The sequence below is a fragment of the Afipia sp. GW823-FHT06G09 genome (assembly GCF_058794875.1).
Genome location: NZ_JBXAHF010000003.1, coordinates 384,401 through 402,500, shown reverse-complemented (window position 1 = coordinate 402,500; position 18,100 = coordinate 384,401). Strand labels below are relative to the sequence as shown.

Below are 18,100 nucleotides of genomic sequence, written 5' to 3'. Positions count from 1 at the left end.
TCCCCGCGAAAGCGGGGACCCACGCTTGCTTTGAGGAACTGGATTCCCGCTTTCGCGGGAATGAGCGGGAGGGTGTGGGGGCGCAGGCATGACGCAGATCGACACATCCGAACGCGCGTGGCCCGCGCTGCCGTTCATCGGCTGGCAGGACACCTGCGCGACCCTGCATATGTGGACCCAGGTGGTCGGCAAGATTCGCCTCGCGCTGGAGCCGATGCTGAACCACTGGTGGCAGGTGCCGCTCTATGTCACCGCGACCGGGCTGACGACCTCGCCGATGCCCTATCAGTCGCGCAGCTTGCAGATCGATTTCGATTTCTGCCGGCACGCGCTTGTCGTCACCACCAGCGATCCGCAACGCGTGGAATTCGCGCTCGCGCCGATGCCGGTCGCGGAGTTCTACGAGCGGACGATGCAGATCCTGCGCGATCTCGGCTTTGAGATTTCCATCTGGACGATGCCGGTTGAAGTCGCGGATGCGATTCCGTTCGAGCAGGATCGTCAGCACAAGTCCTACGATGCGGATGCCGCGCAGCGTTTCTGGCGCGTGCTGGTGCAGACCGATCGCGTCATGAAACAGTTCCGCTCGGGGTTCATCGGCAAAGTGAGCCCGGTGCACTTCTTCTGGGGCAGCTTCGACATGGCTGTGACCCGGTTTTCGGGGCGCGCAGCGCCGCCGCATCCCGGCGGCATGCCCAATCTCGGGGACTGGGTGGCGGTTGAGGCCTATTCGCATGAGGTCTCGAGCTGCGGCTTCTGGCCGGGCAACGGCGGCTTCGGCAAGGCGGCGTTCTATTCCTACGCTTATCCGGCGCCTCCGGGTTTTGCGGATGCGCCGCTGCGTCCGCCGCAGGCGTCGTTCGATAAAAATCTTCAGGAGTTCGTCCTGGACTACGACGCGGTGCGCCTTTCTGCCGACCCCGATGCCATGCTGCTCGATTTTTTCCAGAGCACGTATGAAGCGGCGGCCAATGCCGCGAAATGGGATCGCGCCGCGCTCGAGCGCGCTCCAACTTAAGCGCGCGACGATGCGGGCTGTGCGTATCGATAGTGCCACGCGCTAGACGGCGGCTGCGAACAGATCCCAGTTTCCTGGAATGCCCTTGAGTTGATGGGAGCCGCGCTCCGCGAATTTCAAGCCGGCCCCGGCGACGAGATCCGTCACCACCCGCGAGACGAGAACCTCGCTGGGCGCACATTGCGCCATCACGCGCGCCGCCGCGTGGACGGCGATGCCGCCGATGTCGTTGCCCCGCATTTCGATTTCTCCGGTATGGATTCCCGCCCGGAGCGGCAGTCCGATCTGTCGGGACGCGGCCTCGAAGGCGAGAGCGCAGCGGACCGCACGGCCGGGGCCGTCGAATGTCGCGAGAATCCCGTCACCGGTACTCTTGATCAGCGTGCCGCGAAATTTCTCCACGGTCTGTCGTGCGATCTGGTCGTGGCTGTCGAGCAGACGCCGCCATGAGTGGTCGCCCATCGCGGCCGCGCTGCGCGTCGAGTCGACGATGTCGGTAAACAGCACCGTCGCCAGCAGGCGTTCGAGAGTCTCCGACGCATTCTCCCGGTGCCCGGTGATGAATTCCTCGATGTCGCCGGTCAGCGTCTCCACGTCGCCAATCCAGTAAGCGTGGCCTCCTGTCGGGTACTCGATGTATTTCGCGCCCGGAATCCGGGAGGAAAGATCGCGGCCGTAATCGACGGGGACCAACGCGTCCGTCAGCCGATGCATCACAAGGGTCGGCACACGCACGTTCGGCAGGATCGACCTCACGTCGATGTCGATGTTCAGCAGGCCGAATGCTTTGTAGGTGCTCGGACTGGCGGAGAGCCGCTCGAACTTGGCGAACTGCGCCACTGCGTCCGGGTTGCTCGCCTGATCGGGGATCAATCCTCTTATCATCGCGCCGGTGCCCCAGGTCTTGACGCGTTGCAGGATCAGTTCCTCTGTCGCGTAAGCCTTCGCAAAGCCTCCGCACAGAACGAGATGAGTCACCCGTTCGGGAAAGGTCGCGGCGAAAAGCGCGCTCATCGCGCATCCTTCGGAAAACCCTATCAGCGTCGCCTGTTTCGATCCGATCTCGTCCATGACAGCGCGGACGTCGTCCATCCGTTGTTCAAGCGATGCCGCTCCCGGCGTTCTGTCGGAGAGGCCCTGGCCGCGCTTGTCGAAGGAGATGACGCGGGCGAATGCCGCGAGGCGCCGCAGAAAGGCCGTGAAGCCGGGAAGCTCATGCATGAACTCGACGTGAGACACGATGCCCGGAACCATGATGATATCTATCGGACCTTCGCCCATCACCTGATAGGCGATGCTGACGTCTCCGCTGGTGGCGTAGCGCGTCTCGGGCAGATCAAAATCGCTCATAAAATTCCTTCTCTCTGCCGGTCTGTCGCGCTGCGGCGGCGATCGTCATTCTCTGCATCTTGACGGTGGCCTAGATTTGAATATATTCCTATGTGCTGTCTTGGCGACCGTGGCCATTCTAGATCGCGCGGCAAAAAGGTAGCATGCCGGGTGACGACGGTGGAGCGCCGGGAGGCGCAGCGCCTGTCGCATCAGGCGCGCGCGGCCCTCGCAAGGCTGCGCGGCGGACTCGATCGCAAGAGTTCGCCAAAGGTGCCTCGCAAGCACCTTGGCGCCTCCCGCCGCTCCATCGGTCTCGCGCTCTGCGCGTGACAGGGAGTCCGCAAAGCTCGGACGCATTGATCTGCGCCGCGAGGCGATTTCGTTCGGGAGCGTGGACTACGGCGGAAACCGTCCGTCGTCGGTCGCTGCGAGCGGTTTCTGCGTGATGGTCCATGTCAGCGGTCCGGGCGCGCGATCGCTTTGCGCAGAGAAATTCAGCGACAGGCGGCGGTCATGCGCGGTCATCAATCCTTCGATCAACCCCGCCAGCGCCTGAAGACACATCGGATGATAGTCCGGAACGCCTGCGATCAGGCTCCATTGCTTCTGTGAGATCGTGACCTGGCCGCTCGCTTGACGCAGGTCGGCCTCGTCGCCCTCCGCGCGCAGAAATTCGAGCAGGAATGCGCCGAAGCCTTCCGGGCCACTGTCATGAGCAACCGGAAAACTCGCGGCAATGTCGGGATAGAACTGCATGCCGACCAGCTTGCCGGTCAGATACAACAAATGACCCGCATCGGAAGGGCTGAACTGGTTGACAATCACCGGCAGCGACGAGCGTACATACTCCATCGCATAATTGCGGTAGGCCTTTTCCAGCCGCGCGCGGGGCCATGTGTCGGTCGCGAGCTTCGGCGCGGCGGCAGGATCGAACAGCGGCGCCTCGAGATGCCGCGCGAACACCAGCCGTTCGTCTGGCAGAAGATCGCGGTCGTATTCGTAATAGAAGCCTTCGAGGCCGTTCTGGCCGTCGACGGTCTGCTTGGTGCAGACGAAACCCATCCGCGGATTTTTGAACGAGACGCCGTTATGGGCGTGCCAGCCGCGCAGCATCGCGGCCGAAACTTCACCGGGAATCGCGCAGATCGCGGTGCCGCGCCAGACCCAGCGCGGCGGCGGATAGCGGATCCAGGCCTTGCGGTCGGACTCGCGCATGTATTCGACGTTCACGCCGCCGATCTGGTTGCTGAGATAGTGATACTGCGCGGCGGCGACCGCATGCGGCGCGTTGGTCAGCCCGAACTTTTCGATGCCGGCGAGAAAGCGCTCGTGGTGCTGGCGGCGGAAGACGCGAAACACGAACTCTGCGGCATCGGCGGTCGAGCGCCGCGTCACCAGCGACATGATCAGGCCGGTGAAATAGGCGTGATAGAGATCGGCGACCGCGTGCCAGGCTTTGAAATCGGTGTCCTCTGCGCGATCGCTCATCGTCCGTCCTCGATCAGGCAGGCGGCGGAACGGTGCTCTTCACCGAGTCTCGCTGCATCATTTTTTCATGGAACGCGTCGAGCTTCGGAAACGCCTTGCGCCAGCCGCAATCGGGAAATCGGAAGTCGAGGTAGCCAAGCACGCAGACAATGCCGATTTGCACGATGTCCAGCGGGCGGGTCAGCACGTCGGGATGCGCCTCGTAGCGCGCCAGACCATCCCATGCGCGCTTGAACTGGTCGTCGGCCCATCCGGACCAGAGAAATTCCTTCGGCCGCAGCATCTTCTCGTAGCGGCACAGCAGCAGCGCATCGAGCATGCCCTGAAGGATGGAATGCTCGGTCTTGGCCTGCCATTTCGCCGGACCAGATGCGGGGATCAGCTTCCCGCCGCCGAGTTCGTCGAGATATTCCGCGATGACGTAGGAATCGACGATGATCTGGCCGCTGTCGAGGATCAGGGCCGGGATCTTGCGCAGCGGACTGACGTTGCGTGCGTATTCTTCGTTCTCGGTGACCGGGATCGCCTTGATCGGAACGATAAACTCGATCTTGTCGAACAGCCCAAGCTCCATGGCCGCGATGCGGATTTTGCGTGCGAACGGAGATGCCGGGGAATAGGCAAGCTTCATGGGATGTCCCTGGGTGAACGAATGAATGGAAGGCGCCGGCGCGAGCGCCGGAGCCTGAAGTGGGATGCCGCCTAGGCTGCGACGATTTCCTGACGCTGAGCGCCGAGGCCGTCGATGCCGAGGGTGACGACGTCGCCGACATTGAGGAATTTCTGCGGCTTCATGCCCATGCCGACGCCGGGCGGCGTGCCGGTGGTAATGATGTCGCCGGGATACAGCGTCATCAGCCCGGAGACATAGGAGATGATCTTCGGCACATTGAAGATCATGGTCGCTGTCGAGCCGGTCTGGCAACGCGTGCCATTGACGTCGAGCCACATGCCGAGCTTGTGCACGTCCGCGATTTCATCAGTGGTCACCAGCCACGGGCCGACCGGTCCGAAGGTGTCGTGCGACTTGCCCTTGGTCCACTGTCCGCCGCGCTCGATCTGGAAGTAACGTTCCGACACGTCGTTGCAGACCGCGTAGCCTGCGACATGCTTCAGCGCATCGGCCTCGGTGACGTACTTGGCCTTGGTGCCGATGATGATCGCGAGTTCGACTTCCCAATCGAGCTTGGTGGATTCGCGCGGCTTTTCGACATTGTCGTTCGGGCCGCACAGGCTGGTGTTGGCCTTGATGAAAACGATCGGCTCCGAAGGGATCGCCATGCCGGCCTCTGCGGCATGGTCCGCGTAGTTCAGGCCGATGGCGACGAACTTGGTGATGCCCGTGACCGGCGATCCGAGGCGCGGGTTGCCGTCCACCAGCGGCAGCGAAGCCGGATCGACGGCGGCGATCTTGGCAAGAGCGGCGGGCGACAGCGCGTCGCCGTTGATGTCCTTCACCAGAGCCGAGAGGTCGCGAATGCGGCCGGAGCGGTCGAGCAGTCCGGGCTTTTCCTGTCCCACAGCGCCATAACGAACCAGTTTCATAGGTAGTTCCTTTTCGTTCTTGTCCGGTTATTTCATTCGTCGGATGTTTCATGCGACACAGCGGGGGGAAATTCAACCTTCACCCGCGTTGTGCAGCGCCCTCATTTTCAGGGGGCTTTTTGGCCGCAATCAGCCTGAATGCGTTGCCATCGCGCACGATGTGTCCGGGGTCGTAGTGACCGCCGAATACCAGCGTCGGGGTGTCCGCAAAGCGCGAAAACAGCATCTTTCGGGCCTCGATGGACTGGACCGGATCGGAATCCGCCGTCGATGACCAGTCGAGGTGAGCCATCTGGCAGGGGTGATGGGCGACGTCGCCGGTGAGCAGCGCCTGCTGGCCATCGGATGAGACGAGAACGCTCATATGGCCCGGACTGTGTCCGGGGGTTGCGATCAGCGACACCTCGTCGCCGATGCGATGATCGCTGCCGATCAGGTCGGCACGTCCGGCATCGACAATCGGCTGCACCGAATCCTCGAAGACCGCCTGGTGTTCGCCAGCAGGACTATGCGCGGCCCAATAGTCATATTCGGTCTTGCCGAACAGATAGCGGGCATTGGTGAATGTCGGCACCCACTTGCCGTCAACCAGCTTTGTGTTCCAGCCGACATGATCGACATGAAGATGGGTGCAGAAAACCGTATCGATTGTGTCAGCAGGATAGCCCGCCGATGCCAGGTCGTTCAGGAACGGCTTGTCGAGATTATTCCATATCGGGACGGAGCGGTTCGCCTTGCCGTTGCCGATGCAGGTATCGACGATAATCCTGTTTGTCGGCGTCTCCACGATCCACGATTGCACGTTGAGCCTCAAGCGGCCTTCGGCGTTGGCATAGTGCGGCACCAGCCAGGGCAACTTCCGCGCCTCTTCGGGGGTGGCCTGCGGAAGAATGAATCGCGTGCCGCCCGTCGCTCCGATTTCCACGACGTTGGTGATTTTGACGCGGCCCACGGTCCATTGCATCAAGCCTGCTCCCGGTCGCTTCGACGTGTTGTTTTCACCCTCGGGTTTTGAACCCGAGGGTTTGTTTTGCGTTGATAGCCCGTGACGCTTACATCGTGCCTGGATAGGCGCCGCCATCGAGCAGGATGTTCTGGCCGGTGATGAAGCCGGACTTGGCGCCGCACAGGAACGCGCAGGCGAGGCCGAACTCCTCCGGATCGCCGAAGCGTCCGGCAGGGTTCTGCTTGGCGCGCTGCTTCAGCAGATCCTCGACGGAAATGCCTTGCGCATCCGCCGCCTTCTGCGCGATCGGCCCGCGAATGCGGTCGGTGTCGAACGGTCCCGGCAGCAGGCCGTTGATGGTGACATTGGCGATCACGGTCTTGCGCGCGATGCCGGCGACGAAACCTGTGAGACCGCTGCGCGCGCCGTTCGACAATCCCAGCACGTCGATCGGCGCCTTCACCGCGGCGGACGTGATATTGACGATGCGGCCGAACTTGCGCGCCATCATGCCGTCGACCGTCGCCTTGATCAGTTCGATCGGCGTCAGCATGTTGGCGTCGAGCGCCTTGATCCAGTCGTCGCGGGACCAGTCGCGGAAATCGCCGGGCGGCGGGCCACCGGCGTTGTTGATCAGGATATCCGGATCGGGGCAGGCCTTGAGCGCGGCTTCGCGGCCCTCGGGCGTGGTGATGTCGCCGACGACTTCCGTCACCGTCACCTTAGGGCTGGCTTTGCGAATGTCCGCTGCGGTCTTCGCCAGCGCTTCCGCGCCGCGCGCCGTGATGGTGACATGAACGCCCTCATTGGCCAGCGCGATCGCGCAGGCGCGGCCCAGACCCTTGCTCGCTGCGCACACGATCGCGCGCCGTCCTGAAATTCCGAGATCCACTGATTACTCCCGTTTTTGTGGTGTTTGTTGTCGCTTAAGGTCAAACATCAGACCTTTAAAGTTCCGATAGGGTCATGCCTCATCCGGGCATCAGGCGCAATCAATGAACGCGCATCTCTGCCTTGATCATGTCGGCGGCCTTTTCGCCGATCATGATGGTCGGTGCGTTGGTGTTGCCGCCGATCACCTCGGGCATGATCGACGCATCCGCGATGCGCAGGCCCTCGACGCCGTAGACCTTGAGCTGTGGGTCGACCACGGCCATCGGATCGTTGACGCCCATCTTGCAGGTGCCGACCGGGTGATAGACCGTGTCGGTCCGCGCACGCAAAGCCTCGCGAATCTGGTCGTCGGATTCCACACCGGCGGTGAACGGATCGGACGTTTGAAGGGCTTTCAGCGCGGGCGCGTCGAGCAAGCGCTTCGTTGTCTTGAAGCCCGCAACCATTGCCTCGAGGTCATCGGGATCGCCGAAGAAATTCGGGTCGATGGCCGGCGGCTGCATCGGGTCGGCGCTTTGCAGCCAGACGCTGCCGCGGCTTTTCGGCCGCAGCAGGCAGACGTGACACGAAAAGCCGCTGCCGAAGAATGGCGTGCGGCCGTGGTTGTTCACCACCGCCATGCAGAAGTGCAGTTGAATGTCCGGCAAATCCAGATCGGGCCGGGTTTTGAGAAACCCGCCGCATTCGGCGATGTTCGATGTCATCGGGCCGCGGCGCTCGCGGCGATACTGGAAGATCGATTTGACGATGCGCTTGATGCCGGGAAGCGTCAATCCGGTGAAGTTCGGATTATGGGAGCGGAAGCCGAATACGAAATCCGGATGATCGTGCAGGTTTTTACCCACGCCCGGCAGGTGATGCACCGGCGCGATCCCGTGTCTGGCGAGTTCGGATTGATCGCCGACGCCGGAGAGCATCAGCAGTTGCGGGGTCTGGAATGCGCCGAGACCTAGGACGATTTCGCCCCGCGCCTTGATCTGCTTCGTCTCCTTGCCCCGGCGATACTCGATACCGGTCGCACGCTTGCCGTCGAACAGGATGCGCGTGGCATGTGCGCCGGTGATCACATGCAGGTTTTTGCGTGTCCCCATGAAGGGATGGATGTAGCCGCGTGCCGCGCTCCAGCGCTCGCCGTTCTTCTGTGTGACCTGATAGACGCCGAGGCCTTCCTGCTCCTCGCCGTTGAAATCTTCGTTGATCCGGAACTGTGCTTCGCGCGCGGCTTGCAGGTAAATGTCCTGAACCGGATTGTCGGTTTGCAGCTTGGTGACGCTGAGCGGTCCGCCCTTGCCGTGATAGAAGCCGTCGAGTTCGCTGTTGTCCTCGGAGCGCTTGAAGTAGGGCAGGACTTCCGCATAGGACCATCCCGTGTTGCCCAGCGAGGCCCAGCGATCGTAATCGGCTTTGTGGCCGCGGATGTAGCACATCGCGTTGATCGATGACGATCCGCCGAGGCCCTTGCCGCGCGGCTGGTAGCCTTTGCGGCCGTTGAGGCCGGGCTGCGGCACGGTCTCGAACGCCCAGTTGTTGACCGGGCCGGACACCATGAAAATCAGCGCGCCGGGTGTGGTGACGACCCAGTTGTCATCCTTGCCGCCCGCTTCCAGCAGCGCGACCGAGACATTGGGATCTTCCGACAGTCGGCTCGCGACAGCGCAGCCTCCAGAACCCGCGCCCACAACCACATAATCGAACGTATCGGCCATCGTATTCCCCCAGACAGCATTTTTAACGCCGGCATTTGCTGCCGGTCGTGTTGATCCAAAATGATTACGACATGAAACGCAGCAGCTTGATCAGGCGCGCGATCCTGCTGCCATAAGGCGGATAAAGGTCGGCGAGACGATTGAGCGGCGAGCGATAGAACACCGGCTTCATCTTGCTCAAGGTTCGGAAGCCCCATTCGCCGTGATAGGCGCCGATGCCGGACGCGCCGACGCCGCCCATCGGCTGATTGGCCTGCACGAAGTGAAACAGGCAATCGTTGATCGTGACGCCGCCGGACACGGTGCGCGCCAGAACCTGATCGCGGGCCGCATTGTCCTTGCCGAACCAGTACAGCGCCAGCGGGCGATCGTTGGCGTTGATATGCGCGATGGCTGCATCGGTGCTGTCGCAGGCGAACACCGGCAGGATCGGCCCGAAGATTTCCTCCTGCATCACCTTCATGTCGGTCGTCGCGCCGCTGACGAAGGTCGGCGGAAACTTTCGCTTCGATTTCCATGCCGGATCGTCCGCGCGTGCCGGCTGCACGATTTTCGCGCCGTGCGCGGTCGCGTCCTGCACCAGGCTCTCCAGCCGGGCGTAATGCCGGTCCGAGACGATGGACGTGTAGTCCTTGTTGTCCGGGCTCGTGCCGAACATCCGCACGACTGCGCTGTTTGCCTTGGTCACGAATTCATCTGCGCGGTCACCTGCGATCAAGACATAATCCGGCGCGATGCAGGTCTGTCCGGCATTCATCAGCTTGCCGTAGACGATGCGCTCGGCTGCCTCGGCAATATCGGCAGAGCGGTCGATGATCGCCGGCGACTTGCCGCCGAGCTCGAGCGTCACCGGCGTCAGGTTGCGGCCCGCGGCCTCGGCGACCAGCCGGCCGACGTGGGTCGAGCCGGTGAAAATCAGATGATCGAACGGCAGCGCCGCGAACCGCTGCGAAATGTCGCCGTCGATGCCGGTGACCATGACTTCGGTATCGTCGAATTTTTCGGCGATCAGCTTCTGCAGCAGCGCGGAAAATCGCGGCACCAGTTCGCTCGGCTTGATCATCACCCGGTTGCCGGCGGCGATGGCCGCGACGGCGGGTGCGAGTGTGAGCTGCAGCGGATAATTCCATGGCGCGATGATGCCGACCACGCCGAGCGGCTGCGGCAGCAGTTTGTTCTTCGCCGGGAAGTATTGCAGTTTGGTCACGACATGCTTCTGGGCCATCCAGCGGCCGAGATTTTTGGTCGCGTGCTTGATCTCCGCGAGCACGAACAGCGTTTCGGCGATCAGCGTCTCGGTCCTGGAGCGGTTGCCGAAGTCGGCAGAGATGACTTCATCGAATTGGGTTTCATTCTCCACCACGAGGGCGCGCAGCCGGGCGAGCCGGTCGCGGCGCTCGGCAAGGGAAGGTTCTGCCGCACGCGACAGCGCCACGGCGCGGCGGAACACATCCTCGATGCCGCCTGCGGCGGGAGTCCTGACGGCCTGATTCATTGGTCTCCCCGGGTTTCCTCATGGCTGGCTTTTGGATGCCATGCCTTATTTGGATTGACCGAAGGCTGATATGTCGCGGCCCTGTTGGCAAGCCCGATTGGGGCGCAGGCGCAGAAACGCCATGGCATCAGTTGCTTGGGCGGGCGTCATAAAATCGTGAAAAAGATCGTCCGCAGGCCTTTCCAAAGCGGGGTGTCGTTGGTACATACCCCTCGCACCACGGGCTTTGCCCTGGTTGCCTTCTCTCGCCTCCGGACGGGTTGGGACGACGCTTTTGGCGTTGAACTGTCGTCTGTCTGCAATTGAAGGTGTGCACCGATTTATCGCGGGGTGGAGCAGCCCGGTAGCTCGTCAGGCTCATAACCTGAAGGTCATAGGTTCAAATCCTATCCCCGCAACCAAACAAAAAACCCTTCCAGATCAATGATCTGGAAGGGTTTTTCTTTGGCCGGGTTACGGCAGCGGCCGCTATCCTGCGGATCCACCCGGCACGATCTTCTCGCCCAGTTTCATATCGACGACTTCGACCGTGCGATCGATATCGGCATTGGGCATTCCAAGCTGATGCGAGATCAGCTTCACCAAGAGATCGACGCGCTCAATGAACGGCGCGCCGCTGGCCACCGCGCGTGCGGCTGACGACGGCTTGAGCAGGCTTTCCGCGGCCTTGGCGTATTTCTCGAACGGCACCTGGTCTTCCGGGTCCGCGCCAAGCTTTCGCGCGACCGCATCGACATGGTTGTAGATCGACTTCGAGAGATTCAGATCGCCATGCACGGCCTCGCGGATCGGCTGGGGATCGTTCGGCGTGATGCAGCGATAGTTTCCGGTCAGCAGCATCGACCACTTCGCCAGCGGGACGAACAGCGAGTCGAACACCTTCAGCTTAACCGGAACGTCCTTGCCGTCGAGCGTCACTGCGTCGATATCGGCTTCAAGCTCGCGCAGCAGCTTGTTGTGCGCGTCATCTGCAAATGTCGCAGCCTTGAAATTTGTCGGCAGGCCGACGTGAAGCACGTTCGCGCTTTCCTCCGGCGGACGGAAAGCCTGCGGATCGGGCGAGCACAGCGTCACAAGGCCCGGCTCAAACCGTTCCCATACCTGCGCATTGGTATAGGCCTCTTCGAGATCCATGTTCGACAGGCCTTCGATCCGCTTCAGATAGGGCAGCGGCGGCATGTTCATGATCGACAGGCACGGCAGCTTCGCCGCGGCGATCTTGATCATCAGAACGCGGATCGTGTGGTTGGTGTACTGCGGCTCCTGCATTGCAAGAGCGACGAGATCATAACGCGACAGATCGACCTTGTCGGGCGATGTGGCGTCCAGTTTCCCGGGCAGGTCGCGCGAAAAGATCGAGCGGTGTGCCGGTTCGCCGCGAAGCTGGATGCGGACTTCGGTGCCGTCACGGTTGATGAGTTCTGCGGTGTTCTTGCGGCAAACCAGCGTCACGTTGTGACCGGCCATCAGCAGCTTTGTTCCCAGCAGCGAGCCGTACGAGGCTCCAAGAATCAGAATGTTGCGCGCCATGCTTGCTCGTCCTCAAAATTACGCCGTCATGTCTCAACACAAACCGGGCTGAGAGTGTCTGTCACATCAGAAATCCTGCCGGGGCAAAGAACGGCGCAGGCCGGATCCTTAACATCGCAGGGGAAATAGCCCTTCGGGTCGAAGGGCGCCCGTATCTAACGTAAGTTGGTATACATAACAATCATATACCAGCCGATTTTGGGCCTTTCCGACGCCCTTTGCAGCAGCAAAAAGCCGCCTGAAACAGGCGGCTTTCGCCGGGGGCGACCTCTCAGTTTGTTTTCCCGAACTGAGGCTCGTCCGGTTTGCTGAAGGCGTTTCCGCTTGGCCCGTATCCCGTGATCTGAATGATCGCGCCTTCTTCGCGCGTGCCGTCCCAGTGCACCTTGCCGTTCGGATGCATCATGTAGGCGCCGGTCTTGAGAGGGATCGCCTTTTCCGGCTCGAATGCCTCGCCCGTGCCGGTGTACCAGGTGCCCGACAGCACCACGACATGCCGGTCCTCGGGATGCTTGTGCGGCTTGCTCATGATGCCCGGCGGCCACTTGATGCGCAGCACGTAGATGCCGGGTTTCGATGGATCGCCGAACAGCGTAGCCACCTCGACGCCGACGCCGAACGGATTCTTGTACTGCTCGTCGCCTTGCTTGATTCGGATAAAGCCGTCGCCGTCCGTCTCGGCCCTAGCTGCCGGATGCTGAAGCATCATCGCAGCGGCGGCGCATCCGGCGATCGTCAGAGCAGTTTTGATTTTCTTCACGTTGGTTCTCTCCCTTGCTTTTCTTGTTATGCAGGGAGGCTAGTCCGTTCGCGCCGCGGCTGGCAACGAGCAGTGCAGCACGAGCGCTATCAGCCGGCGCTCACCACGGCAGGCCGCAAAGATCGATGGTGCCTTCGCGCAGCAGGCGCTTGATCTTGAACACGTAGGGCGCCATCGCAGTGAACGGCGCACGTCCGCCGGGCTGCTCTGCGTACACGGTGCCGTTGAAAGTCTGCCAGCCGAGTTTTTCGTAAAATGCAGTGTTGTGCGGTTCGCAGAACAGCATTCCGAAATCGGTGGCGCGCTCCTCGGTCAGGGTGTGGATCGCCGCGTTGATGGCGAGCGTCGCGTAGCCCCGCCCGCGGCAATCTTCGCGCGTCGCCACGCCGCCGATTCCGCCGATGATCACCTTGCGCCCGTTCCAGGTGCCGGTGCGGCGATAAATCCCGGCATGGCAGACGACATCGCCGTCGAGTTCGATCATCACCCGCAGGTCGGCATGGGCGAAGACGATGTGGCCCCACGGTGCTGCTTTCACAACCTCGGGCGGCCAGACCGCCGACAACAGCGGTTTGACCGCGGGCCAGGCCGTATTACCGGTCGCGATATCGATTTCGATGCTCATCCGATCGCCTGTCCTTGGGGCGCGCACATCAGCCTTGTTCTTTGCGCAGATGGTAAAATGCCGATTCCGATGCGATTATGAACGTCATATCGGGAGAATTTTCTACAATGCAGGCCTCTCAGCTCAGCTCCTACCAGAAGTGGTCGATTCTGATCGGCGCATCCGTCATGTTGAGCCTGTCGATGGGTATGCGGCAGAGCTTCGGGCTTTTCCAGCCCTCGATCCTGCATGATACCCAGATCACCAGCGCCGATTTCTCGCTGGCCACCGCGATCCAGAATATCATGTGGGGCATCACCCAGCCCTTCGTCGGCATGTTCGCCGACCGCTACGGCTCCCGTTACGTGATGCTTATCGGTGTCCTTGTCTACATTCTCGGCCTCGTCACCATGATCTTCGCGACCACGGCGCTGGCCTTCACGTTCGGCTGCGGCATCTGCGTCGGCATCGCGCTGTCGTGTACAGCGTCGAGCATGAGCATGACCGTCTCGGCGCGGGCCGTGTCCGCGGCCAAGCGCAGCGTCACCATGGGCGCGATTTCCGCCGCTGGTTCGATCGGTCTGGTGATCGCCTCGCCCCTGGCCCAGACCCTGATTTCGACGTCCGGCTGGCAGATCGCGCTAGTTGGTTTCATCGGTCTGGCCTGTGTCATGCTTCCGTCAGCGTTCAGCGCGGGCAAGGCCGACAAGATCGAGATCGACAAGGCGGACGATGTGAACCAGTCGCTTGGTGCGGTGGTCCAGTCGGCGCTCGGACATTCCGGCTACGTCATCATGGCGCTCGCGTTCTTCGTGTGCGGGCTGCAGCTCGTCTTCATCACGACACATCTGCCGAATTATCTTGCGATCTGCGGCCTTGATCCATCGCTCGGCGCGACGGCGCTGGCGCTGGTCGGGCTGTTCAATGTGTTCGGGTCCTATGCGTTCGGCTGGCTGGGAGGACGTTATCCCAAACAACTGCTGCTCGGCGGCATTTACATTGTGCGTTCGCTGGCGATCGCGGTGTATTTCCTCCTGCCCGCCACGCCGACATCGACGCTGATTTTCGCGGCGGTGATGGGCTCGCTCTGGCTCGGCGTCGTGCCGCTGGTGAACGGTCTCGTCGCGCAATTGTTCGGACTGCGCTACATGGCGACCCTGACCGGTATCGCCTTCCTCAGCCATCAGGTGGGATCGTTTATCGGCGCCTGGGGCAGCGGCCTGATTTTCGATCGTCTCGGTAGCTATGATCTGGCCTGGAAGGGCGCGGTTATCATCGGTCTGATCGCGGGTTCGTTCCAGATGCTGATGAATGTGCGTCCGCCGAAAGCCAAGAATGAACTGGCCGGAGCGCTGCCCGAGGCTGCTTGAGAAGGCCGCTTAAGAGGCTGTCCGAATAAGGCGATTTGTAAAAACGATGGTCCGGCAATAACCCGCTCTGCGGGGCGATCCGGCCATCATCGCGATTCAGTGCGGCAACCCTGTTTCCCTCTCCGGGAAACCTTCTATAGTGCGCCGCGTTGACACCTCGTCACCCACAATTTCCGGAAGTTGACCCATGACCTTCACGCTCGCGAATTTGCCTTACGCTCATGATGCGCTCCAGCCGTACATGTCGAAGGAGACGCTCGAATATCACCACGACAAGCATCACCAGGCTTACGTGACCAACCTCAATAACCTGATCAAGGGCACCGAGTTCGAGGGCAAGTCCCTTGAAGACATCGTGAAGGGCTCGTTCGGCAAGAACGCGCCGATCTTCAACAACGCAGGGCAGGACTACAACCACAACCATTTTTGGAACTGGATGAAGCCCAACGGCGGCGGCGACAAGCTTCCCGGCAAGCTCGCCAAGAAGATCGATGAGGATCTCGGCGGTCTCGAGAAGTTCAAGACCGACTTCATCGCGGCCGGTGTCGGCCAGTTCGGCTCGGGCTGGGCGTGGCTGTCGGTGAAGAACGGCAAGCTCGAAATTTCCAAGACGCTGAACGGCGAAAGCCCGCTGGTCCATGGCGCGACGCCGATCCTTGGCGTCGACGTGTGGGAGCATTCCTACTACATCGATTACCGCAATCGCCGTCCGGACTATCTCAAGGCGTTCGTCGATCACCTCGTGAACTGGGAATACGTCGAGTCCCTGTTCGAGAAGGCGTAACCAGCGCATTCAACTCAAGGGGCCGCAATTTGCGGCCCCTTTTTCAAAACGACGTTCCGCAATCTAAGATTTCCATGAACTATCTTCTTGTCTTTGTCGGCGGTGGTCTGGGCGCGTCGCTTCGCCATGCGATCAATGTCGGCTGCGCCCGTGCGTGCGGCTTCAATTTTCCCTATGGCACGTTCGTGATCAACATCACCGGCTCGCTGGTGATGGGGCTCATCGCCGGCTATCTCGCCTTTAAGGGTGAGGCATCGCAGCCGTGGCGTCTGTTCGTCATGACTGGCGTTCTCGGCGGCTACACCACCTTCTCCGCGTTCTCGCTGGACGCGGTCACGCTTTATGAGCGCGGCGAGATGGGACTGGCATTGTTCTACGTGGTCGGATCGGTGGCGCTGTCGATTGCGGGACTCATCGGCGGTCTCGCGCTGGTCCGGCATTTCGCCTGAGCGAAAGTTCTTCTTGTCCAAACTCCCGAAAACCGAACCTCCCAACGACGAAGAGGGCGCTGAAACCGTCTCGCGCAGCAAGCGCAAACCGTTCGGCTGGTCGACGTTCATCATTGCCGCGCTTGTGGCGATCAGCGCCGCGCTGGTGTGGCGGCGTGACGGCCTCGACGGCGTATGGACCATCCTTTCCCACGATGTTTCGCTGTTCGGCGAGATCATGCCGCGCGTCCTCGCCGGCTGCCTGCTTGGCGGATTGCTCGCCGCCGTGCTGCCGCACGACAAGGTGTCGAGATCGCTCGGGCCGGAGTCCGGCCTCAAGGGCTTGCTGATCGGCACCGCGTTCGGCGCGATCCTGCCCGGCGGGCCATTTACCGCTTATCCGGTCGCGAGCGCCTTGCTCGCGGTGGGCGCGGATTTCGGCGCGACCATCGCCATGGTGGTGAGCTGGACGCTGATCGGTTACGGCCGCGCGGTCGCTTGGGAGATGCCGATCATGGGCGCCGATTTCACGCTCTGGCGCATCGTCATTTCGCTGCCGATGCCGATCCTCGCCGGCGCGCTCGGGCGTTTCGTCTATGTCCGCGTGCGGAACAGGTTCAAGCTGTGACCGCGCTGATCATCGACATCCTGCTGTGGGGCTCGCTGATCGGCGTGAGCGTGATCGCATGGCGGCAGGACAAGGCGGTGCTGGGCACGGCGCTGCGCAATGGCGGGATGGACTTCATCAACATTGTGCCGCGCATCGCGCTTGGCGTGATCGGGTCAGGGTTCATTGCCGCGATCATTCCCTCCGAGGTCATTGTCGGCGGGCTGGGGCCGGATACCGGGTGGCTCGGCGTCGCGACCGCGGTGGTTGCCGGTGCAGCGACCCCTGGCGGGCCGGTGGTCGGCTTTTCAATCGGGGCGGTCGCGCTCAAGAGCGGCGGAGGAACCCCGCAGGTGGTCGCCTATGTGGTCGCCTGGGCCCTGTTTGCGTTCCAGCGGGTGATTTTGTGGGAAATCCCCTTCATGCCGGCCCGGTTTGTCTGGTTCCGCTGCGCCGTTTCGGTCCCGTTCCCGTTCCTGGCTGCCGCTATCGTCATGGTGATCGGTAAACCTTGAGCCCGGAACGGCCTTGCGGAACCATGGACGCGAGTGATGTTATAATATAACATTTCTGAGTATTTGGAGCGGCTGCGGCCTCTCAGCCTCACCGGACCTGGAAAGCGTACCGCATGGCCCATTCGCACGGGCATTCCCACAGCCACGGTCATTCACACGGCCCTCACGCGCACAGCCATGGCCCGGCATCGCCTCATCCGGCCCAACCGGTCCATTGGTCGATCCTGCGGATGACGCTGGCGGCGCGGCTGACTGCCGCGGTGGCGATCAGCGCGGGTCTGTGGGCCATCGTCCTGCTGGCGATGAGGTGAGCATGACCGCGACCGCGCAACTTCAATTCCGCGACGTCACACTCGGCTACGACCGTCATCCGGCGGTGCATCACCTGAGCGGCGAGGTGGTCCCTGGCGCACTGGTCGCTGTGGTCGGCCCGAACGGCGCCGGCAAGTCGACGTTGTTTCGCGGCATCGTCGGTATCCTCAAGCCGCTGGCCGGCGTCATCGGCCTCGGCAATCTCAATCCGCGCGATATCGCCTATCTGCCGCAGACCGCGGACATCGACCGCAGCTTTCCGATTTCGGTCTACGATTTCGTCGGCACCGGTCTGTGGCGCCGCAGAGGGATTTTCGGCGGCCTTGGCAAGGTGGAGCAGGCACGGATCACCGAGGCGCTGGCTGCGGTCGGTTTGAGCGGATTTGAAAATCGCCCGATCGGGACGCTGTCCGGCGGACAGATGCAGCGCATGCTGTTTGCCCGCGTGCTGCTGCAGGATGCCCGCATGATCGTGCTGGACGAACCCTTCAACGCCATCGATGCAAAGACGTCCGCCGATCTGGTTGCGCTGGTGCGGCGCTGGCATGCCGAGCAACGCACGGTGCTCGCCGCATTGCACGATATGGATCTGGTGCGCGCGAATTTCCCGGAAACCTTGTTGCTCGCGCGCTCAAAAGTGGCGTGGGGCAAAACATCGGAAGTGCTGACACAGGAAAACCTGCTGGCGGCACGCCACATGTGCGAAGCCTTCGACGACAGTGCTGCGCCGTGCGTCGACACATCATCGCAAGCAGCGTGAAACGAT

20 protein-coding genes and 1 tRNA gene are annotated in these 18,100 nt (G+C 62.0%); 10 read left to right on the top strand and 11 right to left on the bottom strand.

The window, feature by feature from the left end:
• Positions 1–88: 88 nt before the first annotated feature.
• Entirely contained in the window at positions 89–1,018 is a 930-nt protein-coding gene (locus tag AC1Q67_RS14330; protein WP_492236069.1) for a DUF5996 family protein, read from the top strand.
• 42 nt (positions 1,019–1,060) lie between these two features.
• Here the strand turns inward: AC1Q67_RS14330 and AC1Q67_RS14325 are convergent, their stop codons facing one another.
• Complete coding sequence (locus AC1Q67_RS14325; protein WP_492236068.1) at positions 1,061–2,368, bottom strand: adenylate/guanylate cyclase domain-containing protein; 1,308 nt, start codon at positions 2,366–2,368, stop codon at positions 1,061–1,063.
• 150 nt (positions 2,369–2,518) lie between these two features.
• Here AC1Q67_RS14325 and AC1Q67_RS14320 point away from each other — a divergent pair, with 150 nt between their 5' ends.
• Positions 2,519–2,680: a hypothetical protein gene (locus tag AC1Q67_RS14320; RefSeq protein ID WP_492236067.1), complete on the top strand. Its 162-nt coding sequence runs from the start codon at positions 2,519–2,521 to the stop codon at positions 2,678–2,680.
• 66 nt (positions 2,681–2,746) lie between these two features.
• Here the strand turns inward: AC1Q67_RS14320 and AC1Q67_RS14315 are convergent, their stop codons facing one another.
• The 7 genes from AC1Q67_RS14315 to AC1Q67_RS14285 all read right to left on the bottom strand — a co-directional run bounded on the left by AC1Q67_RS14315 (position 2,747) and on the right by AC1Q67_RS14285 (position 10,424).
• Entirely contained in the window at positions 2,747–3,838 is a 1,092-nt protein-coding gene (locus tag AC1Q67_RS14315; protein WP_492236066.1) for a hypothetical protein, read from the bottom strand.
• Between the two features lie 13 nt (positions 3,839–3,851).
• On the bottom strand, positions 3,852–4,469 hold the full coding sequence (locus AC1Q67_RS14310) for a glutathione S-transferase family protein (protein WP_024574754.1): 618 nt from the start codon (positions 4,467–4,469) through the stop codon (positions 3,852–3,854).
• A 71-nt stretch (positions 4,470–4,540) separates the two neighbouring features.
• Complete coding sequence (locus AC1Q67_RS14305; protein ID WP_024574753.1) at positions 4,541–5,383, bottom strand: fumarylacetoacetate hydrolase family protein; 843 nt, start codon at positions 5,381–5,383, stop codon at positions 4,541–4,543.
• A 79-nt stretch (positions 5,384–5,462) separates the two neighbouring features.
• Entirely contained in the window at positions 5,463–6,347 is an 885-nt protein-coding gene (locus tag AC1Q67_RS14300) for an MBL fold metallo-hydrolase (protein WP_492236065.1), read from the bottom strand.
• Between the two features lie 88 nt (positions 6,348–6,435).
• Positions 6,436–7,221, bottom strand: a complete 786-nt coding sequence (locus AC1Q67_RS14295) for an SDR family oxidoreductase (RefSeq protein WP_024574751.1) — start codon at positions 7,219–7,221, stop codon at positions 6,436–6,438.
• Between the two features lie 100 nt (positions 7,222–7,321).
• Complete coding sequence (locus AC1Q67_RS14290) at positions 7,322–8,929, bottom strand: GMC family oxidoreductase (RefSeq protein WP_492236064.1); 1,608 nt, start codon at positions 8,927–8,929, stop codon at positions 7,322–7,324.
• A gap of 64 nt (positions 8,930–8,993) precedes the next feature.
• On the bottom strand, positions 8,994–10,424 hold the full coding sequence (locus tag AC1Q67_RS14285) for a coniferyl aldehyde dehydrogenase (protein ID WP_492236063.1): 1,431 nt from the start codon (positions 10,422–10,424) through the stop codon (positions 8,994–8,996).
• A 324-nt stretch (positions 10,425–10,748) separates the two neighbouring features.
• Between AC1Q67_RS14285 and AC1Q67_RS14280 the strand changes: the two genes are divergently transcribed.
• Positions 10,749–10,825: transfer RNA gene (locus AC1Q67_RS14280), tRNA-Met, on the top strand.
• Positions 10,826–10,892: 67 nt separating this feature from the next.
• Here AC1Q67_RS14280 and AC1Q67_RS14275 read toward each other — a convergent pair.
• From AC1Q67_RS14275 to AC1Q67_RS14265, 3 genes are all read right to left on the bottom strand, one after another.
• The gene (locus tag AC1Q67_RS14275) at positions 10,893–11,954 is read right to left on the bottom strand and encodes a ketopantoate reductase family protein (protein WP_492236062.1); all 1,062 of its coding nucleotides are present in this window, start codon (positions 11,952–11,954) and stop codon (positions 10,893–10,895) included.
• A gap of 271 nt (positions 11,955–12,225) precedes the next feature.
• Positions 12,226–12,714: a cupin domain-containing protein gene (locus AC1Q67_RS14270; RefSeq protein ID WP_492236061.1), complete on the bottom strand. Its 489-nt coding sequence runs from the start codon at positions 12,712–12,714 to the stop codon at positions 12,226–12,228.
• Positions 12,715–12,814: 100 nt separating this feature from the next.
• Positions 12,815–13,339, bottom strand: coding sequence for a GNAT family N-acetyltransferase (locus tag AC1Q67_RS14265; protein WP_024919504.1), 525 nt, complete (start codon positions 13,337–13,339; stop codon positions 12,815–12,817).
• A 107-nt stretch (positions 13,340–13,446) separates the two neighbouring features.
• On the opposite strand from AC1Q67_RS14265, the gene AC1Q67_RS14260 reads away from it, so the two are divergent.
• The 7 genes from AC1Q67_RS14260 (at position 13,447) to AC1Q67_RS14230 (ending at position 18,094) form a co-directional block, all read left to right on the top strand.
• The gene (locus AC1Q67_RS14260; RefSeq protein ID WP_006018848.1) at positions 13,447–14,688 is read left to right on the top strand and encodes an MFS transporter; all 1,242 of its coding nucleotides are present in this window, start codon (positions 13,447–13,449) and stop codon (positions 14,686–14,688) included.
• A 187-nt stretch (positions 14,689–14,875) separates the two neighbouring features.
• Complete coding sequence (locus AC1Q67_RS14255; protein ID WP_006018849.1) at positions 14,876–15,472, top strand: superoxide dismutase; 597 nt, start codon at positions 14,876–14,878, stop codon at positions 15,470–15,472.
• A 74-nt stretch (positions 15,473–15,546) separates the two neighbouring features.
• On the top strand, positions 15,547–15,921 hold the full coding sequence (gene crcB, locus AC1Q67_RS14250; RefSeq protein WP_492236060.1) for a fluoride efflux transporter CrcB: 375 nt from the start codon (positions 15,547–15,549) through the stop codon (positions 15,919–15,921).
• A gap of 13 nt (positions 15,922–15,934) precedes the next feature.
• Entirely contained in the window at positions 15,935–16,528 is a 594-nt protein-coding gene (locus AC1Q67_RS14245; RefSeq protein ID WP_492236059.1) for a permease, read from the top strand.
• Complete coding sequence (locus tag AC1Q67_RS14240; protein ID WP_492236058.1) at positions 16,525–17,022, top strand: hypothetical protein; 498 nt, start codon at positions 16,525–16,527, stop codon at positions 17,020–17,022. The genes AC1Q67_RS14245 and AC1Q67_RS14240 overlap by 4 nt, the downstream gene beginning before the upstream one ends.
• A 113-nt stretch (positions 17,023–17,135) precedes the next feature.
• Complete coding sequence (locus tag AC1Q67_RS14235; protein ID WP_492236057.1) at positions 17,136–17,333, top strand: hypothetical protein; 198 nt, start codon at positions 17,136–17,138, stop codon at positions 17,331–17,333.
• Positions 17,334–17,335: 2 nt separating this feature from the next.
• Entirely contained in the window at positions 17,336–18,094 is a 759-nt protein-coding gene (locus tag AC1Q67_RS14230; protein ID WP_492236056.1) for a metal ABC transporter ATP-binding protein, read from the top strand.
• The last annotated feature ends 6 nt before the right edge of the window (positions 18,095–18,100 follow it).